This is a genomic window from Paraniabella aurantiaca (genome assembly GCF_050309965.1).
GTDB lineage: Bacteria > Bacteroidota > Bacteroidia > Chitinophagales > Chitinophagaceae > Niabella.
Genome location: NZ_JBLOSY010000001.1, coordinates 1619960 through 1646143, shown reverse-complemented (window position 1 = coordinate 1646143; position 26184 = coordinate 1619960). Strand labels below are relative to the sequence as shown.

The window sequence follows — 26184 nt, the reverse complement described above, 5'->3', positions numbered from 1 at the left end:
ACATGAATTGCGCTTTCTACACCACTACCAACTCATAAAAATCCCCGGGTAACAAATACTTATTGGCTGTTTCCTGCAATTCGGCAGCAGTAATATTTTTTATATTGGAAATATAGCGGTTGAAAAATTCGTCGTCAAGATCATTGAGAATGATATTTTTCCAACGGGCAATCATCTGGAAAGGCCCATCCAGGTCTCCTAATATAGATCCCATCATAAAGTTTTTCACCAGCATTAATTCTTCTTCATCTACTGCTTCATCACGCAGTATTTCCATTTCTTTATATACTTCGGTAATGGTGGCTTCGCTTACATCGCGGCCCGCTTCGGTGGTAATCATCCATCCATTTTCCCGTTTATTACCCATCAGGTAACTATGTATGCCATAGGTGTAGCCTTTATCTTCCCGGATATTGTCCATCAGGCGACTGCCAAAAAATCCGCCCAATACCACGTTCAATACCTGAGCTTTCAAAAAGTCGGGATGGTGGCGGTTTTCAAAAGGCCTGGCGATCCGGATAGAGCCCTGTGCACTTTTCTCATCATTGATCACCCTGTGCTTTTTTTGCTGGTCCGGCGCAATAACATGCTTTTTTTCTGCAGGTGCAAGGTTATCAAAGTCTCCAAAATACTGATCCAGCAGTGTTTCTATGGTGTCAGGTAACTTACCTGCTACGAATATTTTAAATTGTCCTTTTTTATAATACTGTTGATAAAAGTGGAGCAGCCCATCCCTCGTCAATGCGTCAAAGTCTTCGTGCCTGCTGAATTGGCCGTAGGGATGCTGTTCCCCAAAAAGATAGGTATCTATCAGCCGCCCCGCCACAAAGCTGCTTTTCTTCAGGTTTACGTCCAGTTTTTGTTTCATGTTCTGAATCGCAATATCCATTTCACTCTGTAACAGGGTAGATTCGGAGAAAATGTCTCTCACTACCGGCAACAGCTTTTCAATATGTTTTGACAGGCAATGAAGTGCTACTGAAGAGTACTCTGATCCGCTGTTACGGTTTAAATAAGCGCCATAGTACTCAAAATGATCATTAATTTCAAAGGCGGTTTTAGAAGTAGTGCCGTTCTTCAACAAAAAATTGGTAACACCGGCCTCCAGGTTTTTCTCTTCAAACCAGTTGCCGGCATTAAACACCCACTCTATTTGTAATACCTCCTCGGAGCCCGCATCTATGGCATATACTTCTATGCCGTTTCGTAAAACGTATTTTTGATAGGGTTGTAACTGAAGATTAAAATTTACCGCGTCAACAATAGCCGGCGCTATAGTTCTGTTAAGCATTAAATGAAAATTGAGGCGACAAACGTACATTAAATTTTTCTCTGAAAAGTTCTTTTTTTCTATAGACCTAAACTCTATGACAGTAATAATTCATCACATTTTTATGCTGTTTCGTCACATCTGTCCTCTAATTCAGCAGGTAGCTATGTAATCTTGCATAACAAATAAATAAAAATGAAAGCGAAAGAGATATATAACAAAATTGAATTCTGGCTGGTAACCTTATTAGCTGCAGTATTTGTTTTTACATTATTGGTGATGAGTAAAGACGCCAATGATGGCAGTCACAGCTATTGGAAGTTCCATGAATATAATATCCGCTTCAATTTTTATAAGCACCTTTTTGTTCCCTACCTGGCGCAGATCATTATTTACTATTCAGCATTTGTTTTTCTAACAAAGTATGCAAGCGAAATAAAGGACGAGTGGACTAAAACCGGCTCTGTATTTGGCTCGTTCTTAATTGTTGCCACGCTCATATCCATCACCAATACTTATATAGATGGGTGGAAATTTGCACAATTTGAAACAAGAGACGAAGTATACAATGATGTATTTACAGATAGTTTTACAACCGTCGCCATTATTTATATTCTTTTTATTGCCTATTACACATTAAAAGAACTGTTATTTAATGTGTTAAAAGGCCGTAAAATAAGCTCAAACGGAAGGAAGGGACTTTTATTTACCTTCCTGGCGCTGGCTTGCTGGATCTCAATTTTTGCGATCCTCATGTCTAATCATGCTCCGGAAGTGGCCGCTTTCTGGATGGTGGGTGTTCCTTACGCAGCACTGCTTATATTTTTACACTTCCGCTTTTTAATTCCCCTGACAGGTGAAAAAAAGTACAAAAGCCGGTCTTACTGGTTACGTATTATTCCTATTATCTTCCTTTTAAACCTGCTGGCTGCCGGAATTGCTTACGGCATTGCCGGCCATGGCGAATACGGTGCTTACCTTGCAGTTTTCCTGGTTCTGGGATTTTTCTTCGTCATTCCATTAAGCTGGTATATTGCCCGCAATCAGGTTGAAAAAGAGGTTTTGCAAACAGCGCTGGGCTCATCACAAGCCAATCTGAGTTTTTTACGTTCCCAGATCAATCCTCATTTTTTATTTAACGCATTAAACACGCTTTATGGCACCGCTTTACAGGAAAATGCAGATCGCACAGGTGAGGGCATTCAAAAACTGGGCGATATGATGCGGTTTATGCTGCACGAAAACATGCAGGAAAAAATATCGCTGGCGCGGGAAATAGACTATCTGAATAATTATATCGATCTGCAAAAGCTGCGTACTGTTACAAGCCCTAATATTTTGATACAAACCAATATTGAAGAGCAACTCAATCGCCTGGATATTTCTCCTATGCTGCTCATCCCTTTTGTTGAAAACGCCTTTAAGCATGGCATTAGTTTACAACAACCTTCATTTATTAATATTTCTTTACACACCAAGGACCAGGTACTGTACTTCGATGTCAATAACAGTGTGCATTTAAAAAGCGAGTATGATCCTGAAAAAATGAAAAGTGGTATTGGTTTGCAAAATGTTAAACAAAGACTGGCATTACTCTATCCTAAAAAGCATGAACTGATCATCAGGGAAAGCGCAAAAGAATTCTTCATACACTTAACGATTAATCTATAACTCAATCTTAAATTCTTTTTATGAAATATCTTCCCTTTATACTATTGCTGATTGTATTTAGTTGTTCTATCAATAGCGACTATGTAACACAAATTGAAACAAAAAAGGTAAATAATAACGGAGTTGAATCTAGTGTGCGTGTTACCAAGAAACTGCGCAAAACGGATAAGCTTCCTGTCTCTATTCTGGTAGAATCAAAAAATGAAGAAGCCTCATTTGAGGGGCTGGACAGTATTTATTACGATGCGCGGGGTAATACCACACTTACCCGGTCTTTTGAAAAGAAAGATGGTCGCTGGGTTTTAGTCAAAAGCCATTGATCTGATAAAGCAGGCACGCACTAAAACACTTAACTTTAATATTAAAAATTTTGATCGCCATAGCCATAGATGATGAGCCAATAGCCCTGGAAGTAATTAAAAGCCATGCGGCCAAGGTTCCTTTTGTAGAGTTAAAAGCAACCTTTACAAATGCTTTTGAAGCCATCGACTTCTTACAAAAAAATAAAACGGATCTGTTATTCCTGGATATTAAAATGCCTGATATCAGCGGCATAGAGTTTTTTAAATCGTTAACCAATCCGCCGATGGTTATTTTTACGACGGCCTATAGCGAACATGCAGTGGAGGGTTTTGAAGTAAGCGCTATAGACTACCTATTAAAGCCATTCTCATTATCAAGGTTTTTAAAAGCTTGTACAAAAGCCAGTGATTTATTAGCGCTGAGATCCGGAACACCCCGGCACATAGATCATATCTTTTTGAAAGATGGTTACGAGCAGGTGAAAATTATGTTTGATGATATTTTATACATCGAAGCATCCGGAAACTACCTTAATATTTTTTTAAAAGACCAGCAAAAACTTATGACCCGGTCTACCATTAACGATCTCTCGCTGCAACTGCCGGAAAATGATTTTACACGGGTGCACAGAAGTTATATCGTTAACAATAAAAAGGTAGAGAAATTTAACAAACAGGCCGTATTTATTGGATTTTCCGAGATCCCTATCGGTAATACCTACCAGTTTCCGTTGAAATAAAAAAGGCTGGTCTTAAAGGCCAGCCCGGGTTTCTTTTTATATAATTTTTGCTAGTCGCTAGACAGGTAATATAATGTGCAGCTATTCTCTTGCGACAGTATATCTTTTGCTGCCTTATTAATAGCAGCTACAGTCACATCTGCATATTTCTGCAATTCTGTATTCATCATATTGGCATCTCCCAGTAACTCGTAAAAAGCCAGGCTGGTAGCGCGGTTAAGCACGCTCATATCTTCGAAGGCCATCATGCTCTCGGTTTTATTTTTTACTTTTTCCAGCTCCTCGTTGGTTATTAAATTATCTTTAATATCCTGTAGAATAGCTTCAACGGCGGCTTCTGCGGCTTTGATATCTACCCCTTTTACCAGCTTACCCTCGATGGTTAAAAGACCGGGATCAATGCTGCCAAAATGATAGCACTGAATACTGACAAATAACTGCAGCTCCTTCACCAGCTTCTGGTATAATCTTGACGACTCCCCGCCCCCCAGGATATCTGTCAGGAGATCCATGGCATGATATTGATCGCTCAAGCGTCCTTCGATATGCCAGGCTTTATAAAAACCATCTAAAGGCACATCTGCTTTTACCTCTTCTGTTCTGGCTGCGGCCTGTGGTGCTTCTACCGGCAGTTTACGTTCTGTTTTTTCTCCGGCTTCTATATTTCCGAACCATTTTTCAGTTAAAGCTTTCACCTGGCCGGTTTCTACATTTCCGGCAATTACCATTACCGCATTATTAGGGCGATAGTGTTTAAAAAAGAAATTTCTTACGTCTTCAAGCCGGGCCTCTTCAATATGAGAAAGCTGCTTGCCAATGGTCATCCATTTATAAGGATGGTTTTTATAGGCGAGCTCCCGCATTTTAAACCAGGCGTCTCCGTATGGTTTGTCTATATAATGTTCTTTAAATTCTTCGCAAACCACTTTGCGTTGTACTTCCAGGCTTTTTTCGCTAAAAGCCAGTGAAAGCATCCGGTCGCTTTCTAACCAAAAAGCGGTTTCCAGGTTTTCAGAAGGTAATTGTATATAATAGTTGGTTAAATCATTGGTTGTGTAGGCATTATTTTCTCCACCGGCCATTTGCAATGGCTCATCATACTCGGGTATATTTACCGACCCGCCAAACATCAGGTGTTCAAACAAATGCGCAAAACCCGTTTGATCAGGATCTTCGTCCCGGGCACCCACATCGTACAAAATGTTCATTACAGCCAGGGGAGTCGATTTATCCTGGTGTACAATCACCTTTAAACCATTCTCTAATACAAACTTTTCAAATTGAACCATTCAGCGAAAGTAAGGGGATTTGCAATTCTTTACAATATCAGTTCAACACAAAAAGGTACAGATAAGTTCAACGGCCGATAGCTGCCGGTTTAAGGCGTTACGGTTGCTTCCTGAAATTGTAATCGTCGATGCCACCTACACGTATCTTAAACCCGTCTCTAAAGTCATTGGATATGGTTTGGTTAGGTATTGCTTTACCATTGAGTATATTAATTACGTTCATCTTCTTCACCAATAAAGAGTCATCCCTTTTAATGATCACTTCTACGCGACCATAAACAGCCTGGAGGGCGTGCTTTAATTCATTCAGTGTCATACCAAATTTTTTATTAACGGCGAGCACTTCGTCTCCGGGTACCAGGCCGGCAATATCAGCGGGCGAACCTTTGGGTATGTCTCCTATAACCGCATTGCCATCTACCAGGTAAAGCTCCAGGCCAGAGTAGGCGTAATCAAACGGGTCTCTGTAAAATTTATTCGGTAGAATATGTATTTGCCTGTTTCTATAATTGAGGATGCAGTTAAAGCGCCGGAAAATATCATTTCCAATAAGCCCCCCGTAGGTTGGATAGGAAGTGATATTATACTCATCATCGAAAATATTGATCGGTACATTTCTGAATTTATAGGGACCTATTTTTAGCTCCTTCATCACACTGAGATCAAAAGAAACTTTTCCACCCAAGCCCTCTCCCTGTTTTAAGTACCGTTTACGCTTGCTTTTCAGTAAGTTTTTTTCTTCCATATAGTCTTCCGAAAAAAGAACGGTGAGACCGGCACCAATATCAAATAGATAATTAAAATCCTGCCTGGATGCATCTTTCACCTCCGACAAAAGATAGGGTATAGTGGTTAAGCGCGGACGCATGATATAACCCCCTTTTGGATATTTCATTGTACCATTACTCCAGAACGATATCTCCTGGTTCTCATAATCTATTTTTAGGATGTACCGGCTTAATAGCGAGTATCCTATGATACCATCTATTTTTTCGCCGTATAATGCAGATAGTACCTCATAGTCTATAATATGAAAATTGAGGCTGTCTACCACCAGGTTATTGAGCCTTAGCTGCCGGTTTTTTAAAAAACCAACTTTTCGCGTACCGCCAATACCTCTGATCATACGTTCGGGCTCGGTGGGTTTTAGTCCCAGCAATGAAACTGTAGTTGAATCGAGCGAAATTCCCCCGCTCCCGGTGTCCAGCACGAATGTGAGAGAGTCTTTAAAGTGATCCAGCAATGCCTTAAAAACAATCACACCACCTGTAAATTGCGTAAAATTAATTCTTGTAAGCTCCCGGCTGGGTGGGTCAACAAACTCTTCCTGCCCACGTATGGTATGTGTTGTAAAAAAAATAATGAGCAGCAAAAGCAGTACATTTTTCATTATAGAAGACCGTTCTCCTAAAGTTAGTACATTTTTAAACCTCCCTTTGTATTTTGGTATAAACGGTAGAGAGCGCCCGTTTTATGACCATCGCCAGGCAAATAAGCCTGTTGATGCGGGGCCTTTGCTTTCGGTACAATACAGGCTTATGCGTTAATAACCTGCTTTTCGTACCTTTGTATATAATTTCGTTCCTACTATGGATTTAAGTGATCTCTATAAAAAAGCAGCCGCTTTTGAATTTTTAAGTGTAGAAGAAGGCGTTTTCCTCTATCATCATGCTCCCCTAAGCGAGTTAATGTTTATTGCAGATGAGTTGCGCAAGCAGCAGGTACCGCATGGTAAGGTTACCTGGCAAATAGATCGCAACGTAAATACAACCAATGTGTGTATTGCTAACTGCAAGTTTTGCAATTTCTTTCGGATACCGGGGCATGCCGATGCTTATATAACTGATATGCCCACCTACCGTAAGAAAATTGAAGAAACCATTAAATATGGTGGCGATCAACTTTTGTTACAGGGCGGTCATCATCCCGAGTTAGGCCTGCAATTTTACGTAGATACTTTTAAAGCAATTAAATCCGAGTTTCCTGATATCAGGCTTCATGCCCTGGGACCACCTGAAGTGGCGCATATCACCAAGCTTGAGAAGAGCACACATCATGAAGTGCTAAAGGCTTTAAAGGAAGCGGGCCTGGACTCCTTACCGGGTGCCGGCGCAGAAATATTGATTGACCGTGTTCGCCGCCTGATCAGCAAAGGAAAATGTGGGGCGCAGGAATGGCTGGATGTAATGCACGAAGCGCATAAACTGGATATTACCACTTCTGCCACCATGATGTTCGGGCATGTGGAAACCATAGAAGAAAGGTTTGAACACCTGGTAAAAATCAGGGAAGTTCAAAGCCGTAAACCGGAAGGAACCAACGGGTTCCTGGCATTTATTGCATGGACCTTCCAGGATGTCGATACCTTATTAACCCGCATTCGTGGTGTTCATAATCTTACCACGGCTGATGAATATGTGCGCATGGTGGCTTTAAGCCGCATCATGCTGCCTAATATACTCAACATACAGGCCAGCTGGTTAACGGTTGGACGGCCAACGGCGCAGCTCTGCCTCCACGCCGGAGCGAACGATTTCGGAAGTATTATGATTGAAGAAAACGTGGTAAGTGCCGCCGGTGCCCCACACCGTTTTACTTACCGTTCGATGCAGGATGCTATAAAAGAAGCGGGCTTTGAACCCCAGTTACGCAACCAGTTATACCAATGGAGAGATATACCTGAAACCATTGAAGAGCAGGTAGTGGATTATTAAAATAATGATCATGAGTTTTAACCAGACCCTTTTTTTACGTTTCCTCGTTGCACTCCCGTATGCCGGCCTGGTTTTTACCTCATGTAAATCATCTCCCAAAACCGGCGACAAAGAGCAGGCGGACTGGGATAAGGCAAATATTGTACAGGTTGATCCAACAGATTCTGCCTACCGGCAGCAATTAAAAAATGTGCAGGACAGCATCGGCTTTTTTGTTACTCTTTTAAAGTCTAAAGCGGAAAATCATTTTGATTTTTTTGCTAAAGCCGAATTTATTGATGGCGATAAAGCCGAGCACATGTGGTTTTCGGCCGACAGCCTGGTTGGCAATAAAATTGCAGGTCTTTTAGACAACGAACCCGTAGAATTAAAAAATGTTATTTATAAAGACCGGGTAACAATAGATCTGAAGGATATTGAAGATTGGGCAATTTATGATAAGGATTCCCTGGTTGCGGGGAATTTTATTACCTACGAGTAGAAAAGCATGGTAACAAAAACCGGCTACACAGCAATCATTAACGACGGCAGGCCTTATATATTTAATTAAAACCAATGGATATGAATGCATCGGCTGTAAAAAAAGTGATAGTAGTTGGCGGTGGATTTGCCGGCGTTAATTTTGTAAAAAGGTTAGCTCAACACAAAGAGTTTGACATTACCCTGGTAGACCTTAACAATTATAATTTCTTTCCTCCTTTATTATACCAGGTAGCAACCGGTTTTCTCGAACCTTCCAGTATTAGCTATCCCTTCAGGAAGTTTTTAAGAAATAAGCCTAATGTACGTTTTCGCATGGCGGCACTCAAACAGGTTGTGCCCGCTGAAAACAAAGTTATACTCTCCAATGGTGAGCTGGATTATGATTTGCTGGTGATGGCTACAGGTGCCACCACGAATTACTTCGGAATGGAAAATGTGAAACAACATTCCATTCCAATGAAAACATTGAGCGATGCCCTGGCCATGCGAAACCTGCTGCTGAATCGCCTGGAAGAAGCATCGCGTACCACTGACAGGGAGGCGAAACGAAAATTGCTGACCATTGTGGTAGCCGGCGCCGGCCCCACCGGTGTGGAAGTATCGGGCATGTTTGCCGAAATGAGACAAAGCATTATACGGAAAGACTATCCCGAGTTGGGCAAAGGTCTTAGCGAAATTATATTGGTTGATGGCGGCGATGCGGTTTTAGGGCCCATGTCTGTTGCGTCGCAAAAATATTCCAAGGAGTCGCTGGAAAAGTTGGGTGTAAAAGTGATGCTGAATAACCGCGTGAAGGATTTCGACGGCGAAACAGTGGAGTTGATCGATGGTAATTCCATCACAACTAAAAACCTGATCTGGGCGGCCGGTGTATCAGCCATAGCTTTCGAAGGTTTTCCGATAGAAAGCTTCGGGCCTGGCAAGCGCATGTTGGTGGATGCATTTAATAAAGTACAGGGCACCGAAAACATCTATGCCATAGGCGATACCTGCCTGCAAACCACCGATGAGAAGTTTCCTAAAGGCCATCCGCAGGTAGCACAGGTGGCCATACAACAGGGTCAGTTATTAGCTAAAAACCTGCCTAAAGATGTGTCGTTGTGGAAGCCGTTTTTGTATAATGATAAAGGCTCCATGGCCATCATTGGCCGTAATAAAGCCGTGGCAGATATTCCCAAACCTAAATTTCATTTCAATGGATTTTTAGCCTGGGCGGTGTGGTTATTTATACACGTAATGTCATTGCTTACGGTTAAAAACCGTGTCCGCACTTTGGTGAACTGGGTCATTGCCTATTTCAGTAAAGACCAGTCCTTCCGTATGATCATTCGCCCGCAGGATAAGGATAAGAATGTAACAGCGTAGCAGGTAGGCCCGGGACGGCGGTTTACCAACATTTTCTTAAATTAGAACATGCTTGAGAAAAACCTGCTTCTTGTTATTTCCCTCCTGTTTATTATTACCCTGCTCACTATGCTGGGCAATAAACTGAAGGTAGCGTACCCTATCTTCCTGGTTATAGGGGGTTTGCTTATCAGCTTTGTTCCTGGCGTTCCCGATCTGCGCATCAGCCCGGATATTGTTTTTTATATTTTTTTACCCCCTGTGCTGTTTGCAGCTGCCTGGCAAATACCCTGGGCAGACTTCTGGAAGTTCAGGCGACCCATTGCCAGATTTGGCTTTGGCCTGGTGTTCTTTACTTCAACAATCATCGCATTTCTTTCACAGGCTTTGATACCTGGATTCACGCTGGCATTGGGTTTTGTTTTAGGTGGCATTATTTCTCCTCCCGATGCGGTTGCCGCGACATCTGTTCTGAGAAAACTAAAGGTTCCGCGTAATATTGTAACCCTGCTCGAAGGCGAAAGCCTGGTTAACGACGCTTCAAGTCTTATCGTGTTTCGCTTTGCATTGCTGGCAGTTACTACCGGACAATTTAGTTTTTTAGATGCGTCGCAAAGCTTCGTGCTGATGGCTCTGGGCGGCACATTCGTAGGCTTAGCTATCAGTAGCATACTCTACCTGATCCACCGTTTTTTTCCCACCACTACAGCCATTGATACCGCCCTTACATTAATATCCCCCTTCGTAATGTACCTGGTGGCAGAACACCTGGGTTTTTCGGGTGTATTGGCCGTTGTTTCAGGCGGGTTGTTCATCAGCTATCATTCGCACCGGATATTAACTTATAGCTCACGATTGAATATTAATGGTGTTTGGGATACATTAACTTTTTTATTGAACGGGTTCATATTTATATTGATTGGGCTACAGTTACCTTATCTCTCCCGGCATTTTACCGATAATACTATCAAAGACGCATTATTTTATGGCGTGATCATTAGCCTGGCTGTTATTGCGATCAGAATAATATGGGTGTATAGCATCAATTATTTCCGCATACTTGTTAATAAACGAAAGCCACTTAAAGATGAGCTGCTCACCAATAAAGAGGCCTTTCTCATTTCCTGGTGTGGCATGCGCGGGGTAGTGTCATTGGCGGCGGCTTTATCCATTCCTTTTTTTGTCCAGGGAGAAGAAATGTTCCCCTACCGGTTCCTGATACTCTTTATCACTTTTGTTGTAATACTCATAACACTGGTCATTTCCGGCCTTACAATCGGCCCTTTACTAAAGTGGCTTAAAATAGAGGATAAGCAGGCCAGCGAAAAAAAGAAAAGCGAACAGCTGATCAAGTTAAACCTGGCACAGGCCACACTCAATTACCTTGACCATCATTTTACAGATGACTTAGCAAAAGATGAGCATTTTAGAGCAGTGCATCACCGGTATGAGCGAATAATTCAATTGAGTAAACAAAAACTGGAAAACATTGAAACCGGTGGTGCAAAGAGTAATCAGAAATCTACCCCCCGATTAAAAAGAATGCTATTGGAGTTGATTGAGCTAAAAAGAACAGAACTGGCCAAATACCTGGCTAACCGCACTTTTGATGAAGAACTGATACGGGAAAAAGAAAGGGAGCTGGACCTGGAAGAAGCGCGTTTAAGAAGTAAAGAGAGTTGATACATTTGCCTTTATTTCCCGACTTTTGCGGCCCTAATCTCCCGTTTATATGGAAAAGTATTTTATAGACACTACTTATAAAAATGTTGACTATACTTTATCAGCGCCGGCATTTGGAGAATATGAAGGCTGTACTTTCCAAAACTGTAATTTTTCTAACAGCAACCTTGGTAAGATATCGTTTATAGATTGTGTATTCAATCATTGTAATATCAGTAATGCACAGCTAGCGGAAGCCATTATAAGAGATGTGCAGTTCAATCATTGTAAAATGATGGGCTTACATTTTGAAACCTGCAGCGATTTTCTTTTTTCTGCATCATTTACCCAATGTACCCTCAACCTGTCTTCTTTCTATAAACTGAAGATGAAGAACACCGCGTTCAACGATTGCACCCTGCACGAAATTGATTTTACTGATACCGACCTTACCGGAGCTTCTTTCACCAATTGTGATCTGAAAGGAGCCACATTTGACAATACTTTACTGGAAAAGGCGGATCTGAGCACGGCTTATAACTATATTATCGACCCCGACAGAAACAAGATCAAAAAGGCAAAATTTTCCAAAGACGGGCTACCGGGACTATTAATGAAATACAATATCGTGGTGCGATAGCCTTGTTTTTCCCTTTTTAGTAAGAAAGTTTTCCGCATTTAGTAAACATACGGGGTATAGCGGTAATACTTTCGCGGAAATTTATTCTGATGAGAAAGATATTATTGTCTTTAGTAACGTTACTATTATGCCAGCTAACCTGGGCGCATGCCATTTGGATTGAGACACTGCCAACCGGTAGCAAAAACAAAGCCCAGGAAATAAAAGTATTCTTTGGTGAATATGCCGACAAGGACATCACTGCTGCTGAAAAATGGTTTTCCGACCTGAAAGATTTTAAGATCATTGCCATTGCTCCGGATGGCTCTATTGAACCATTATCTACAGCTATTGGCACAGACCACTATAAGAGTAGCTTTACCCCCAAACAGGAAGGCATCTACACCATTAGCCTGCAACACCCGGTAAAAGATTTATATCATGGTACTAAGATTAATTATTTCAGCAGTGCTACTGTTAAAGTAGGTAAAGTTGATACAGGAAATGAGCCTACGCTTAATAAAAACTTTATCAGCCTTACATCAAAAGATGCTGCCACAGCTATAGCCAATAAAGAAGTTAAAGTGATCGCTTTGTTTGAAGGCAAACCGGCAGCAAAAAAAGAGATACAGGTTTTTGCACCCAATGGCTGGAGCAAAACCTTGTACACCAATGACGCCGGCGAAATTAGCTTTACGCCCTTATGGAGTGGCAAATACCAGGTAGAGTTTTCGCATACTGATAATACCGAACGCGAAGAAAACGGCGATAAAATAACTAAAACGTTTAACGGGGCTACTTATATGCTCTTTGTGAAATAGTTTCCCCGGCCGATTGCTACACTGTGAAATGGCTCTGAATCCACTTATTGCCTTCGGTAATACCTTAAAGTAAATCTTTGTTACGGTCGTCTTCGTTTAAAATAAGCATATTTACAAAAATAGCTTAGCGTGAATCAACCGTAATGAAGATTTCTTTAAAAAATAAATTGCGTAAAATAATGTGGGTGCTGCTATCCGCCATTGTCATCATCATTGCTGCAGTGATGATCTTTATTAACCAGAAGAGTTTTGGAAAAGCGCCCTCGGGCGAACGGCTCGAAAGGATCAAAAAATCGCCTAACTACCGCGACGGAGCCTTTCAAAATCAAAGTCCCACCCCAAATTTTTCCTCCGACAAAGGGTTTACCGGAGTTTTATATGATTTCTTTTTTAAGAAGGTAAAAGACCTTCGCCCATCCAAAGATATTCCCACCATCAAAACCGATTTGAATGGATTGGGCACAGAAGATGCCCTGGTGTGGATGGGACATTCTGCTTTGTACATGCAGGTGGCGGGCAAAAAATTCCTGGTTGACCCGGTATTGGTTTCTGCCTCGCCTTTGTCAGCTTTTAATAAGGCCTTCAATGGTGCATCTACGTATCAACCCGAAGATTTGCCCAATGCCGATGTATTAATTCTGACGCACGACCACTGGGATCACCTGGATTATGAAACCATGATCAATTTGAAGGACAGGGTAAGTAAAGTGATTTGCCCGTTAGGAGTGGGAGAGCACCTGGAATATTGGGGCTTTGACAAAAATAAAATTGTAGAACTGGATTGGAATGAACAAACTTCGGTAGACGGCTTTACCATTACCGCTCTACCCGCCAGGCATTTTTCGGGTCGCGGCCTTACCCGCAATAAATCTTTATGGGCATCCTTTATGTTGCAATCTCCTGCAGGCGGTAATATTTACCTTGGCGGCGACTCGGGCTACGACAGCCATTACACGGCGATCAAACAGCGTTTTGGCACCATCGACCTGGCCATTTTGGAAAACGGGCAGTATAATGATGCCTGGAGATATATTCACCTGGTACCCGAAGACCTGGTAAAAGCCGTAAAAGAGCTGAACCCGAAAAGACTTTTTACCGTTCACAACTCTAAATACGCTTTGGCCATGCATGCCTGGAGCGAGCCACTGGAAAACATTTCCAAGGCAGCCGAAAAAGATAGCATCCATCTGATGACACCTATGATTGGCGAGGTCGTACACTTAAAAGATACCTTACAGACCTTTAAAAAGTGGTGGCAGCAAGACTAACCCTCTCTTAAAATACCCCGAGTAACAGATCATTCGTTTCGGCAGTTGGCTTTTTTGCAACAACGTAGCTATTATTCCCCGGTACTCCTGTCAACTTTGTTACTATTCACTTGTTAGTTTCATTTGTTATTTGTAGTCAATCTGCTATAAACTATTTAACCTTTAACAATTAAACCGACCACCACATGAGTACGAATGTAAAAGCTTTTGGCACCGAAGCTGCTGATGCAGATCTTCAACCGATGAATATTGATCGCCGTGATGTGAGCCCACAGGATGTGGAAATTGAAATATTATATTGCGGCGTTTGTCACTCCGACCTCCACACCGCCCGTAACGACTGGGGTGGCTCCAAATACCCTTCTGTTCCCGGACATGAAATTGTGGGAAGAGTAACCAAAGTGGGCAGCGAAGTAACCAAATTTAAAGCCGGAGACCTGGCAGCAGTAGGGTGCATGGTGGACAGCTGTAAAACCTGCGACAATTGTAAGCAAGACCTGGAACAATTTTGTTTGAATGGTTTTACCGGAACTTATAACGGAAAAGACAGGCATTCGGGTGGACATACTTTTGGCGGTTATTCCGAAAAAGTAGTGGTAGACCAGCATTTCGTCTTAAAAGTGCCTGAAAACCTGGATCTGGCAGCGGTAGCACCCATTCTTTGTGCGGGTATTACTACCTGGTCGCCGTTGAGACACTGGAAAGTAAAGGAAGGCAGCAAAGTGGCAGTAATAGGTTTGGGCGGATTAGGCCACATGGCTTTGAAGCTGGCTCATGCGCTGGGTGCAGAAGTTACCTTGTTTTCAAGAAGCGCTGGAAAAACTGAAGAAGCCAAATCTTTAGGAGCAGATAATGTGATTATTTCTACGGACGCGGCACAGATGAACTCTGTGAGAGGCAAGTTCGACCTGATCATTGATACCGTGCCTTATGTACATGATCTGAATCCTTATATTCAAACCCTGCATACCAGCGGCACATTGGTTTTGGTTGGCTTCCTGGGTAACTTGGAGCCTATGCTCAACACAGCTCCATTAATATTAGGTAGAAAATCCATTACGGGATCTTTGATCGGCGGTATTGCAGAAACACAGGAACTGCTCGATTTCTGCGGTCAGCACAATATCGTTTCAGAAATAGAACTCATCAAAATGCAGGACATTAACCAGGCTTACGAAAGAATGCTGAAAAGCGATGTTCGTTACCGGTTTGTAATTGATATGCAAAGCCTGAAAAATTAATAACATGACATCTGCAGAAAGAGGTGATAACGAATGCTATCGCCTCTTTCTGTTTTATAACTTCCCGGGCTCTTTTGAATTATTCAGCACGCGTATAAATTATCGGTGCTGGTCAATCAAAATAGGGTTGCCATCCGGATCGGTAAGGGTAATATAAGCCGGGCCGGTTGTTGTTTCATCCGCCTCGGCAGTCAATTCAACACCCTGCTCTTTCAGGTGCTGCTGAACCACACGCACATCATCAAACTCCTCCAGGTGTTTGGCTTCCTGGTCCCAACCCGGATTGAACGTGAGCATATTTTTATCAAACATACCCTGAAAAAGACCAATGACAGATGTACCGTTCTTCAGCACAATCCAGTTTTGATTGATATCGCCGCCTTTATATGTAAACCCCAGCTTTTCATAAAATGCTTTTGAAGCATGAATGTCTTTTACCGTAAGACTTACTGAAAATGCCCCCAGTTTGATATTATCCATTTGATACTTATTTATATAATAAATGTATCGAAAATTTGTTTCCTTAAAAAATCATCGCAGTTGCCTTCAACTTACCACGAACTTGTACCGGATTTTTTTACCGCAAAGAGCGAGAGAAGCGGAGATAACGCGGAGGGGTTGCATTACCTATTCCAGGTTTACTTTACCGGGGTTAGCACATAACCTCTGTATCCTTTGCGTCCTCGTTTCTTCGCACCTGCCCGACTGCAGCAGGCGAGGTTAAGAGAAATAAGCCGCTTTTTAATTATATTTATCGTATCGAAAACTTTAAGGGCTTTTCAGGCCCTTATGTAATATCTGCATACATGAAAAGTTCACGCCGTTCGTTCATCAAAATTTCGGGAGCCTTAACAGCGCTGGCCGCCTTGCCCAGTTCGGTAAAAGCATTCTACCAGGATGTAAAAAGCTTTTTTGTTCCTCCCAAACAAACCATCCCGCTCGCCATCAACATTAATAAAAAACCGTATAAGGTAACTGCCGATACCCGCACTACTTTGCTCGACCTGCTAAGGGAGGAATTGCAATTAACCGGCACTAAAAAAGGGTGCGACCATGGCCAGTGTGGGGCCTGCACGGTGCATATCAACGGCGAACGGGTGCTTAGTTGTCTTACCCTATCGGCACAAACGGTTGGCAAAGAGGTTACCACTATTGAAGGTTTGGCTAGTGGCGACCAGCTACACCCCATGCAACAGGCATTTATAGAATGCGATGGCTTCCAGTGCGGATACTGCACACCGGGCCAGATCATGTCGGCCGTTGCCTGTGTACAAGAAGGGCATACCAAGTCCGTTGCAGAGATTAAAGAATTTATGAGTGGTAACCTCTGCCGTTGCGGGGCTTACAATGGTATTGTTGAATCTATACAAAAAGTGGCAGCTATATGAGACCCTTTAGTTTTAATAAAACGGAAAATGCGGCGAAGGCTGTTGCATCCAAGAAAGATCAGGCCCAGTTTATTGCGGGTGGTACTAACCTGGTAGACCTGATGAAAAAACACATTGCCCAGCCTGATGCATTGGTTGATATTACCGGATCTCTTTCCGATAAGATAGAAATTGCTAACAAAGGCATTCGAATAGGTGCAATGGTTCGAAACAGTACTTTGGCTACTGATAGTAAAATACTTTCGCAGTACCCGCTAATAGCAAAAGCGGTACTGGCCGGCGCTTCTCCCCAGATCCGGAATATGGCCAGTACCGGCGGCAACCTGATACAACGCACCCGTTGTCCTTATTTCTATGATGTAACCAGCGCCTGTAATAAAAGAAAACCTGGATCGGGTTGTAGCGCCCTGAAAGGCGAAAACCGGATGAGCGCGGTGGTGGGTTATAGTGATCAGTGTGTAGCAGTTCATCCTTCAGATCTATGTGTGGCACTTGCCGCCCTGGATGCTTCCGTTAATATCATCAATCAAAAACAGCAAAAAATAACTATTGCTTTTAAAGACTTTCACCGGCTGCCCGGCGATCAACCCCAAACAGATAACAAATTACCGGCAAATGCATTGATTACCTCTATCGATATCGCATCGAACCCCTTTCATACAAATTGTGCTTATCTAAAGCTGCGCGATCGCGACTCTTACGCATTTGCCTTGGTTTCTGTTGCTGCGGCGCTTCATTTACAGGATAATAAAATTACTGATGCCCGTTTGGCCTCAGGGGGAGTAGCGCACAAACCATGGCGCTGGTACGCTGCCGAAGCTTATTTAAGGGGAAAGGAGGCGACCCCGTTACATTTCGAAAAAGCGGCTGCGATTGCTACAGAGGGATTAAAACCCTTATCCGGCAATGCTTTCAAAATATCCATGTTAAGAGGTGCGATAGCAACGGCGCTGCAAAATTGTTTGTAGGCTTAATATTGACAGCGGCAATGTATTCATGACAACTTTTTATCTTTGAGAAAACATTCTAATGAATTACGCAGAAAAAAATATTGTTGAAGCTTATGCAAGGTTGATGGAAAACTTAAGTTCCATTGGGAAAATTGAACTACTCGAAAAACTTGCTAAATCTTTAAAGAAAGAAAACAAGTCGAAAGAAAAAAACTTCTTTAAGTCTTTTGGCGCTTTTCCTTCAGAAAGTTCTGCTGAAGCTATCATTAAAGAACTTAAGGAAAGCAGGAAATTCCATGAAAAAGATATAAAACTGTAAGGGCCATGCAATACCTCCTGGATACAAGTACTTGCGTTTTCTTTCTGCGGGGAAAGCTCAATCTTGATGAAATAATCCGGCAAAAAGGTGTTCTAAATTGTTTCATATCCGAATTAACAGTTTTTGAATTGATGTATGGCGCCGCTAATAGTGAAAATCCGGTGAAAGCAAATGAAGCCGTTAAGGGCTTTGTCGATGGCCTTTCAATCATTCCTATCATTGGTTGTGTCGATAAATATGCTGAGGTCAAAGTAAACTTAAAGAAGAAAGGTAAACCTCTGCACGACGAATTTGATTTAATTATTGGAGTAACAGCGCTGGCAAATCAGTTGACCTTAGTAACAGATAACGAAAAAGACTTTAAGAATATAGATGGTCTCGTTATGGAAAACTGGTTTCAGAGAAAATAACATTCTCAGGCGACCTTTAAAGTTGTATAGGCTTTCTTTTGATAAGTATTTAATCTCTTTATTATGGCATTTTTTGATGAACCTTTTGATATGCTTGCGCCTCCCGAAGGACGTGTAGAGGGCGTTGCAAAAGTTACCGGGAAAGGAAAGTATGCAGCGGAATATGAAGTGCCTGATGTATGCTATGCGGTATTGGTAGATAGTTCCATTGCCTCAGGCACTATCAAAAATATTAACCTGCAAAACGCGAAGCAGGTTGCCGGCGTGATCGATATTATAACGCATCAGCATAAACCGCTGGTTCCCGGCCTGGCCGATGAAACTAAAATAAAAGAATCCAGGTTTGGTCTGCCTGTTTTTCATACCGATAAAATTTATTTTAAAGGACAGCCCATTGCAATGGTGATTGCCGAAACCCTTGAAGACGCCACTTATGCGGCTTCACTGGTTACCGCTGATTACGACGCTACACCTTTTAAAGTTGACTTTGAAAAAGAGCATCCCCTAAATCAGCTGGCCAATGCAGGTAAGGATAGAGGATCTTTGGATGCCTGGAGTAACCTGCCGCATATCGTAGAAGCCTCTTACAATATAAAAGCGGAAGTGCATAATCCCATGGAAATGCATGCCACTATTGCGCACTGGATCAGTAACGATCAGCTAAAATTATTCGATAAAAACCAGGGCGTTAACAATGTACAACGCAGCTTTGCCCGGCTTTTTAATATTCCGGAAAAGAATATAGAGGTGTTTAGCGAATTTGTAGGAGGTGGCTTTGGCTCGGGTTTAAGAGTATGGCCCGGCGCCCTGGCCGCAGTAATGGCAGCGAAGCAGGTGAACCGACCCGTAAAGTTGATGTTGACGCGCCCGCAGATGTTCCATTCTGTAGGCTATCGCCCGGCATCCTGGCAAAAAGTAAAAATGGGTGCAGATAACGAGGGCAATATTACCGGCGTATGGCATCAGGCCAAAAACGGAACCTCTGTTTATGAAAGTTTTGGAGAAGGCATTACCCGCGTTACACGCCTCATTTATAAATTCCCCAACCTGAAAACCGAATCAGCCATTGTACCGCTGAACCTCTCAACACCAACCTGGATGAGAGGTCCTGGCGATTGCACCGGCGATTTTGCCATCGAAAGCGCTATTGATGAGTTAAGCTACAAAATAGGAATGGACCCGGTACAGCTGCGGCTTAAAAATCTTGCATTGGATAAAAACCCCGATTCCGGCCTGCCCTGGTCTACCAACTATATCCATGAGTGTATCGAAAAAGGAGCATCCCTCATCAATTGGTCTCAACGAAAAACAAAGCCCGGCCAAATAGAGGATAGAGACTGGAGCACCGGTTACGGCATGGCAGTAGGCATGTGGAATGCCGGGAGGGGCAATGCCAGCGCTGGTATTGAAATGCGTAAAGACGGCAGCATCACGGTACAAACAGCTATGACAGATATTGGTACCGGAACAGGAACGGGTATGTATAATATAGCACACGAGATTACCGGTATTCCTAAAAGCAAAATAAAAATAGAGCTCGGCAATTCCACATTGCCACCGGCGCCCAGCCAGGGTGGTAGTACCGGCTTGTCTTCCGTGAGTGGTGCGGTAGTGGCTGTTTGCAATGCTTTAAAATTGAAGCTGGCTGAATATGCAGCCACTGTTAACGAAAAATACAAAGGGGCTACCGCCGCAGATATATGGCTTTCAGACAACGGGGTCTCTCTAAAAACAACCGGTAACGAGTTGGTTTCTTACAGTCAGATCTGGACCAAAAATAACCTGACCGTTATTGACCTGGAAGCCAGTTCTGGCCCCGGCGAAGAGCGTAAACAATATGCGTTCTGCTCTTCGGCTGCTCATTTTTGTAAAGTACGCGTCAATACCAAAACAGGAAAACTGAAAGTGGAAAAGCTGGTTTGCGTTGCAGACGGCGGTAAGATCGTAAATGAAAAAGCTGCTGCCAACCAAATGTCGGGTGCAGCTGTAGGTGGTATTGGAATGGCATTGATGGAGGAGCAGGTGGCCGATGAACACCTGGGTGGGCTGGTAGGCAACGACCTGGCCGGCTATCATTTTGCGGTAAATGCCGATGCACCCATTATTGAGGTGGCCTTTATCGGCAAGCCGGATGTGAATATAAATCCAACAGGTGCAAAAGGTTTAGGAGAAGTGGGCATCATTGGTGTAGCGGCCGCAATTTCTAACGCCATATACAATGCAACCGGCAAACGTTTGCGAGATTTGCCGATTACACCCGATAAAATACTGGATTTCTCCTGAATATTTATTATTGTTGTTAGCCAGGAGGAACTATGGATGAAAAATTTAATGTCCGTTTATCTTAAAAGAAAGTTACATGCTTACAGCTATTCATCCCAAATTACCCATGCGCAATAAGCAGGCTACAAAAGCTTATTATATCGACCAGCTTGGTTTTATAGATTGCGGTGCTGCTGACTATGACGGCTACCTGATGGTAGAAAAAGAGGGCATAGAAATTCATTTTTTTGAGTTTAAAGAGCTGGATCCGGCAGAAAATTTCGGACAGGTTTATATACGCACCAATGATATTGATGGGTTATATCAGTCCTTATTAGACAGCCGGGTTGTTATTCACCCCAATGGTCACCTGGAAACCAAACCCTGGGGACAGAAAGAATTTTCGTTACTGGACCCGGATAACAACCTGCTGACCTTTGGCCAGCACGCTTCCTAGTGCGGAAGCTTAAAACCATTTAGGTATAAGGCTATTAAGCCCGCAACAACCTGATATTCTTCCACCTGATTCATTTTATTTTTTCCAAATGATATCGGGCAGATGTTATATTCTCCTTGTATCATTCATATAGTATTAAATGAATTAAAACAATTCGGGTATTTCCTTTTATCCTGTCGATTACCTTATTTCTGCCTTCCTTTTGCCAATATAAAGTTCATTACATTTGGTTCTCAAAACCAACCAACCATGGCGATCAGGATTTTTATTACAGGAGGCACTTTCGATAAGGAATATAATATGCTAAACGGTCAGCTCTACTTTAAAGACACCCACCTGCATGAGCTGCTGGAGAAAGGCCGTAACCTCGTACCTGTTGAAATAAGAACATTGATGATGATCGATAGCCTGGAAATGACAGAAGAAGATCGCGAGTTGATTGCTTATCAATGCGAACAGTGCGAAGAAGAACAAATAGTAATCACACATGGCACGGACACCATGGATAAGACCGCCAGGGTATTAGCTGAAAAAGTAAAGAATAAAACGATCGTTATTACCGGCGCCATGATCCCTATTAAATTTGGCAGCTCCGACGGTTTATTTAACCTGGGTAGTGCTTTGGCATTTGCCCAAACCCTTCCCCCCGGTGTTTATGTAGCAATGAATGGCCGCTATTTCAACTGGGATAATGTTCGCAAGAACAGGCAATCGGGCATTTTCGAAGAAATTAAATAAAAACCAAACAAGCCCTCGCTTTTGTACCTATAGTTTTCGCATCTTTGCAGGCTCAATAAACGAAACAGAAGAGTCGCTTCGAGGTATTCAGGACACTGAATAATTGCGTTGTAAATTTCTTCCGTGTCAAAATAAAAACCAATCGGATGAAAACTTCGAAAAGCGCTGCCATAGGCTTTATCTTCATTACACTTACCATTGATGTTATCGGCTGGGGATTGATTATACCGGTGATGCCCAAGCTTCTTTCGGAACTGAAGCATATTCCAATAAATGAAACGAGCACCTGGGGTGGCTTACTGGTATCTGTTTTCGCGTTAATGCAATTTTTATTCGCTCCATTAATGGGTAATTTGAGTGATCGGTTTGGCCGAAGACCTGTTATTCTTTTATCCCTCCTAGGATTTTGTGTTGACTACGTCATACTAGCGCTGGCACATAATTATGCTTTGCTTTTTGTAGGCCGGGTATTGGCTGGAATTACAGGGGCGAGCTTCACCGCTGCCAGCGCCTATATTGCAGACATAAGTACTAATGAAAACCGGGCTAAAAACTTTGGCCTGATTGGCGCTGCTTTTGGATTGGGCTTTGTATTAGGTCCGGCATTAGGTGGTTTGCTGGCTGGCTGGGGCTTAAGGGCTCCGTTTTATGCAGCAGCAATCCTTTGCTTTATCAATTTCTTATATGGTTACTTTGTACTTCCAGAGTCACTGAAGCCGGAGAATCGCAGGCCGTTTAGCTGGTTGAAAGCCAATCCGGTAGGATCGCTCTTCTTCTTTATCAGACATAAAGAAATAACAGGCCTTGTAGCTGGTTTTATTTTTATTTACCTCGCGGCTCACGCGGTACAGAGCAACTGGAGCTATTTCACCATGTTTGTATTTAACTGGACAGAAAAGCAGGTGGGCATTTCTTTGGCAATTGTTGGGGTATTGGTAGGGCTGGTACAGGGAGGTTTGATACGTGTTATTAATCCTAAACTCGGTGATGAAAAAAGCACCTACCTGGGGCTTATTTTATATGCTGTAGGTTTAACCTTATTCGCTTTTGCCTCTAAAAGCTGGATGATGTATGTATTTCTGATTCCGTATTGCATGGGAGGTATCGCAGGCCCTGCTCTTCAATCTATTATTACCAAGCATATCCCTAACAATGAGCAAGGAGAGCTACAAGGTGGTTTAACGAGCCTGATGAGCCTGACCTCCATTTTTGGGCCATTAATTATGACAGGTTTGTTTAATTATACCACGCATAAAGAGTCTGCTATTCACTTTCCCGGCGCCCCATTTCTGCTGGGTGCCTTTTTTATGCTGATCAGTGTATGGATAGCCCGAAAAGTTCTTCAAAAAGAACGCAAGGAAAATCCCGAACTGGCTAAACGCCTGGATGAACCGGCAACAGAGCCAACGATCACACATTAACTACATAACAAAACACTAAAATCTCCGTTTAGTACCATTTTTGGTCCGAAAAGCAACATAAGTATACCACGATCCGGGTGTAATTTTGCATTGTATTACATTAGCTATGACAAAGTTCCCGGTATATAACATCTGCAATATCAGCGCTTCGCCAACGCCACCGGATGAGGATATTCTTGTAGAAGATTTTGCTCAATATATCAGTCGGCACTATGCAAAACTGAACTATCCGCACCGGCACGCTTTTTATCATATTGTATTGTTTACCGCAGGACAGGGAACTCATACCATCGATTTTAAAACCTTCCCGGTACAGGCGGGTCAGGCATATTTTATGATCCCTAGCCAGGTTCATGGCTGGCAGTTTGAAGGAAAAGTAGAAGGCTATATCGTGAACTTTTCAGAAAGCTTTTTCAAATCGTTTTTATTGAACTCGGCTTATTTGGACCAGTTCACCTTTTTCAGCGGCAATTGTGACGAAGGAGTCATTCAGCTAAATGCCCCGGCATTTAAGGAGGGTGAAAGGTTAATGGGTCAAATGCTGAAGGCTGCTGAAGATGGGCAGGCTCATGAAGACCTGATCAGGGTATTACTATTACGTTTCCTGATCCTGGCCGATGAAGCATCCGGGAAAAAAGTAGCTAATACCGTTCCCCATCAAAAGGTATTGACATTAAAAACGTTCAGGAACCTGATCGAAAAAAATTATCGGCAATTAAAGTTGCCAAATGAATATGCAGGGCTGATGTACATTACGCCGCATCACTTAAATGCTTTATGCCAGGACTTGACCGGTCAAACTGCCGGGGAACTGATACGCGACCGCGTGGTGCTGGAAGCAAAGCGGCTTTTGGTAAACGACGAAATGACAGCAGCAGAAATTGCCTGGAACCTCAATTTTAAAGACGCTTCTTACTTTAACCGCTTCTTTAAAAAAGCGACCAGACTTACACCTTTCGAATTTAGAAAACAGATTAAATAGAATTGATCATGCATACACAAACAATTCCCTCCGTTCAACAGTCAGAAGAAAACAAACCCAGTTTTTTAAAAGTGCTGCAATGCAAATGCCCGCGCTGTCGCAAGGGTAATTTGTTTGTCGAACGGAACCCGTACAAGTTGTCGAGCATTATGAAAATGAACGAACCCTGCCCGGTTTGCGGGCAACCTTTTGAGTTGGAAGTGGGCTTTTACTACGGCAGCGGTTATATCAGCTATGGCTTATCAATTGCGTTAAGCGTTGCCTCTCTTATTGCCTGGTGGGTATTTGTCGGCCTGAGCGTTAACGACAACCGCATATTTTACTGGTTGATTTTTAACGCCGTTTTACTCCTTTCATTACAACCATTGATCATGCGCTTAGCGCGCGCAATATGGCTTTCTTTCTTCGTTAGATACGATAAAAACTGGCGAACCAACCCGCCTAAACAATCAGAGAGATTGAATAAAGAGCAGGGAGCCAACTGGTAATATTATTTCAACGCTTCTTTAAGTGCAGCTATATTTTTCTTTTCGCTGCCAATAAAAATTTGATCTCCCAGTATAACTACCGGGCGCTTCAGGAAAGTATCGTGTTCCAATATATAGTTTTTATACTCTTTCTCTGTAAGGGTTTTATCTTTTAAACCCAGCTCCTTGTACTTGAGCGCCCGGCGGCTGAAAAGCGATTCAAAAGATCCTGCCAGTTTTTTCATTTCGTCCAATTGTGCTGATGTCATGGGCTGGGTTCTGATATCCTGCAACTCAAAACCCGTTTGCTCGCTAATATTTGCTTCCTTCATAATTTCTGCACAGGTGCTGCAGGTGGACAGGTAGTAGATCTTTTTCATCAGCCAAAGATAGCAGTTGATGGCCGCCTTACAAATAAAGAGACCATTTCAAACTTTTGAAACGGTCTCAGAGAAGAGCAGAAGGGAGTATTCGGTGATTATTTTCTTTGCACTGTTTTACTTTCGCTGCATATATTCCGGATCTGGCTTATAATATCTTTGGATATATTGTTAAAAGTAGGCGCCACAACAGCAGACCCTCCGGTATTATTGGCGATAAGCTGTAGCTGATAATTAGCAGGATATAAGGTATTACCGCTAAAAGTGGTAAGCAACACGCATTGCACACCCATACTATTGGCGGTTGCGGCCAGTGCTTGTAAAAAGCTGTCGTCGGTTGCGTTGGCATTATCGTCATCGCCGCTGGCCGGCGCATCTGTAATAATAATTGTGAGTTTCGTTATATTTCCGTTGCGCCATGTACCCGCAAAGTTGTTATTCAAAATTTCATTCAACAGTAAATCTCCCGGCTCAGGGCCGTTAATGCCCCAACCCATGGGCATATTGGGGTTGTTATTTAGGAAAGAAAGCTGTGTGCTAAAACTGGTCGAATTGGCCGGTGCAAATTTTTCCATCATCGTAAGATGCTGATCGGTAGCAGTTCCTGTTGTCACTATCTTCTTTTGGGCAGCGGGTAGCGCTGTATAAGCCGGACTTGCTATATAAGACGGGCCGCCTTTTTTAGGGTATTCGTCGAAGATACCCAGCGCCAACCGGTAATCACCGCCAGATTCAGCCATAATAGTGTTAACAATCGTATTAACCTCACTTTTTATGGAGTCAATTGCGCTGCCCATGCTCCCTGTATAGTCTATCAAAAAGGCAACATCCATTCCTGCTGCACAACCGGTAGGCGCTTCGTCGTAGTCACACAGATCTGCGTTCTTTTTGCAGGAGACAGTAGTAAACATGGCAATACATATTAATAATATAGTAAGTGATTTTGTAGAAAGCGTTTTCATAACAAAAATTTTTAAGGGTTGAAA

The 26184-nt window shown here is 42.7% G+C and carries 27 protein-coding genes; 21 read left to right on the top strand and 6 right to left on the bottom strand.

Going from position 1 to position 26184, the window contains the following annotated elements:
* Nucleotides 1–16 precede the first annotated feature (16 nt).
* Entirely contained in the window at nt 17–1291 is a 1275-nt protein-coding gene (locus tag ACLOAU_RS07060; RefSeq protein WP_427861155.1) for a M16 family metallopeptidase, read from the bottom strand.
* 174 nt (nt 1292–1465) lie between these two features.
* Here ACLOAU_RS07060 and ACLOAU_RS07055 point away from each other — a divergent pair, with 174 nt between their 5' ends.
* The 3 genes from ACLOAU_RS07055 to ACLOAU_RS07045 are packed head-to-tail and all read left to right on the top strand — an operon-like array spanning nt 1466 to nt 3983.
* Nucleotides 1466–2941: a sensor histidine kinase gene (locus tag ACLOAU_RS07055; RefSeq protein ID WP_427861154.1), complete on the top strand. Its 1476-nt coding sequence runs from the start codon at nt 1466–1468 to the stop codon at nt 2939–2941.
* A gap of 20 nt (nt 2942–2961) precedes the next feature.
* The gene (locus ACLOAU_RS07050) at nt 2962–3261 is read left to right on the top strand and encodes a hypothetical protein (protein ID WP_427861153.1); all 300 of its coding nucleotides are present in this window, start codon (nt 2962–2964) and stop codon (nt 3259–3261) included.
* 50 nt (nt 3262–3311) lie between these two features.
* A complete protein-coding gene (locus ACLOAU_RS07045; protein ID WP_427861152.1) occupies nt 3312–3983 on the top strand; it encodes a LytR/AlgR family response regulator transcription factor in 672 nt (223 codons plus the stop codon).
* A gap of 50 nt (nt 3984–4033) precedes the next feature.
* Here ACLOAU_RS07045 and ACLOAU_RS07040 read toward each other — a convergent pair whose 3' ends face one another.
* Together ACLOAU_RS07040 and ACLOAU_RS07035 are read right to left on the bottom strand one after the other, a co-directional pair.
* Entirely contained in the window at nt 4034–5272 is a 1239-nt protein-coding gene (locus ACLOAU_RS07040) for a M16 family metallopeptidase (protein WP_427861151.1), read from the bottom strand.
* Nucleotides 5273–5369: 97 nt separating this feature from the next.
* A complete protein-coding gene (locus ACLOAU_RS07035; protein ID WP_427861150.1) occupies nt 5370–6662 on the bottom strand; it encodes a retropepsin-like aspartic protease in 1293 nt (430 codons plus the stop codon).
* 199 nt (nt 6663–6861) lie between these two features.
* Between ACLOAU_RS07035 and mqnC the strand changes: the two genes are divergently transcribed.
* From mqnC to ACLOAU_RS06995, 8 genes are all read left to right on the top strand, one after another.
* Nucleotides 6862–7986: a cyclic dehypoxanthinyl futalosine synthase gene (gene mqnC, locus ACLOAU_RS07030; protein WP_427861149.1), complete on the top strand. Its 1125-nt coding sequence runs from the start codon at nt 6862–6864 to the stop codon at nt 7984–7986.
* A 10-nt stretch (nt 7987–7996) separates the two neighbouring features.
* Nucleotides 7997–8467 carry a DUF2314 domain-containing protein gene (locus ACLOAU_RS07025; protein ID WP_427861148.1) on the top strand — a complete coding sequence of 157 codons (471 nt, stop codon included), beginning with the start codon at nt 7997–7999 and terminating at the stop codon, nt 8465–8467.
* Between the two features lie 80 nt (nt 8468–8547).
* Entirely contained in the window at nt 8548–9834 is a 1287-nt protein-coding gene (locus ACLOAU_RS07020) for an NAD(P)/FAD-dependent oxidoreductase (RefSeq protein WP_427861147.1), read from the top strand.
* Nucleotides 9835–9882: 48 nt separating this feature from the next.
* Nucleotides 9883–11496 (top strand): Na+/H+ antiporter, encoded by a 1614-nt coding sequence (locus ACLOAU_RS07015; protein WP_427861146.1) that lies wholly within the window; start codon nt 9883–9885, stop codon nt 11494–11496.
* A gap of 49 nt (nt 11497–11545) precedes the next feature.
* Nucleotides 11546–12115 (top strand): pentapeptide repeat-containing protein, encoded by a 570-nt coding sequence (locus ACLOAU_RS07010; protein ID WP_427861145.1) that lies wholly within the window; start codon nt 11546–11548, stop codon nt 12113–12115.
* A gap of 89 nt (nt 12116–12204) precedes the next feature.
* Complete coding sequence (locus tag ACLOAU_RS07005; RefSeq protein WP_427861144.1) at nt 12205–12915, top strand: DUF4198 domain-containing protein; 711 nt, start codon at nt 12205–12207, stop codon at nt 12913–12915.
* 143 nt (nt 12916–13058) lie between these two features.
* Nucleotides 13059–14183 carry an MBL fold metallo-hydrolase gene (locus ACLOAU_RS07000; RefSeq protein ID WP_427861143.1) on the top strand — a complete coding sequence of 375 codons (1125 nt, stop codon included), beginning with the start codon at nt 13059–13061 and terminating at the stop codon, nt 14181–14183.
* A gap of 185 nt (nt 14184–14368) precedes the next feature.
* Nucleotides 14369–15424: an NAD(P)-dependent alcohol dehydrogenase gene (locus tag ACLOAU_RS06995; RefSeq protein ID WP_427861142.1), complete on the top strand. Its 1056-nt coding sequence runs from the start codon at nt 14369–14371 to the stop codon at nt 15422–15424.
* 99 nt (nt 15425–15523) lie between these two features.
* Here ACLOAU_RS06995 and ACLOAU_RS06990 read toward each other — a convergent pair whose 3' ends face one another.
* Entirely contained in the window at nt 15524–15904 is a 381-nt protein-coding gene (locus tag ACLOAU_RS06990; protein WP_427861141.1) for a VOC family protein, read from the bottom strand.
* Nucleotides 15905–16230: 326 nt separating this feature from the next.
* Here ACLOAU_RS06990 and ACLOAU_RS06985 point away from each other — a divergent pair, with 326 nt between their 5' ends.
* The 10 genes from ACLOAU_RS06985 to ACLOAU_RS06940 all read left to right on the top strand — a co-directional run bounded on the left by ACLOAU_RS06985 (nt 16231) and on the right by ACLOAU_RS06940 (nt 24839).
* Nucleotides 16231–16812, top strand: a complete 582-nt coding sequence (locus tag ACLOAU_RS06985) for a (2Fe-2S)-binding protein (RefSeq protein ID WP_427861140.1) — start codon at nt 16231–16233, stop codon at nt 16810–16812.
* Nucleotides 16809–17780 (top strand): FAD binding domain-containing protein, encoded by a 972-nt coding sequence (locus tag ACLOAU_RS06980; protein WP_427861139.1) that lies wholly within the window; start codon nt 16809–16811, stop codon nt 17778–17780. Before ACLOAU_RS06985 ends, ACLOAU_RS06980 begins: the two co-directional genes overlap by 4 nt.
* A 61-nt stretch (nt 17781–17841) precedes the next feature.
* Nucleotides 17842–18081 carry a hypothetical protein gene (locus ACLOAU_RS06975; protein WP_427861138.1) on the top strand — a complete coding sequence of 80 codons (240 nt, stop codon included), beginning with the start codon at nt 17842–17844 and terminating at the stop codon, nt 18079–18081.
* Nucleotides 18082–18086: 5 nt separating this feature from the next.
* Nucleotides 18087–18491 (top strand): PIN domain-containing protein, encoded by a 405-nt coding sequence (locus ACLOAU_RS06970; RefSeq protein ID WP_427861137.1) that lies wholly within the window; start codon nt 18087–18089, stop codon nt 18489–18491.
* A gap of 63 nt (nt 18492–18554) precedes the next feature.
* Nucleotides 18555–20774 (top strand): xanthine dehydrogenase family protein molybdopterin-binding subunit, encoded by a 2220-nt coding sequence (locus tag ACLOAU_RS06965; protein WP_427861136.1) that lies wholly within the window; start codon nt 18555–18557, stop codon nt 20772–20774.
* 76 nt (nt 20775–20850) lie between these two features.
* Nucleotides 20851–21210, top strand: a complete 360-nt coding sequence (locus tag ACLOAU_RS06960) for a bleomycin resistance protein (protein WP_427861135.1) — start codon at nt 20851–20853, stop codon at nt 21208–21210.
* Between the two features lie 249 nt (nt 21211–21459).
* Complete coding sequence (locus ACLOAU_RS06955; protein ID WP_427861134.1) at nt 21460–21948, top strand: asparaginase domain-containing protein; 489 nt, start codon at nt 21460–21462, stop codon at nt 21946–21948.
* Between the two features lie 146 nt (nt 21949–22094).
* Nucleotides 22095–23369 (top strand): TCR/Tet family MFS transporter, encoded by a 1275-nt coding sequence (locus ACLOAU_RS06950; protein ID WP_427861133.1) that lies wholly within the window; start codon nt 22095–22097, stop codon nt 23367–23369.
* A 106-nt stretch (nt 23370–23475) separates the two neighbouring features.
* On the top strand, nt 23476–24351 hold the full coding sequence (locus ACLOAU_RS06945) for a helix-turn-helix domain-containing protein (protein ID WP_427861132.1): 876 nt from the start codon (nt 23476–23478) through the stop codon (nt 24349–24351).
* An 8-nt stretch (nt 24352–24359) separates the two neighbouring features.
* Nucleotides 24360–24839, top strand: coding sequence for a DUF983 domain-containing protein (locus ACLOAU_RS06940; protein WP_427861131.1), 480 nt, complete (start codon nt 24360–24362; stop codon nt 24837–24839).
* A 2-nt stretch (nt 24840–24841) separates the two neighbouring features.
* On the opposite strand, the gene ACLOAU_RS06935 is transcribed toward ACLOAU_RS06940, so the two are convergent.
* Nucleotides 24842–25198 (bottom strand): arsenate reductase family protein, encoded by a 357-nt coding sequence (locus ACLOAU_RS06935; RefSeq protein ID WP_427861130.1) that lies wholly within the window; start codon nt 25196–25198, stop codon nt 24842–24844.
* A gap of 98 nt (nt 25199–25296) precedes the next feature.
* Complete coding sequence (locus ACLOAU_RS06930; protein ID WP_427861129.1) at nt 25297–26160, bottom strand: vWA domain-containing protein; 864 nt, start codon at nt 26158–26160, stop codon at nt 25297–25299.
* Nucleotides 26161–26184 lie beyond the last annotated feature (24 nt).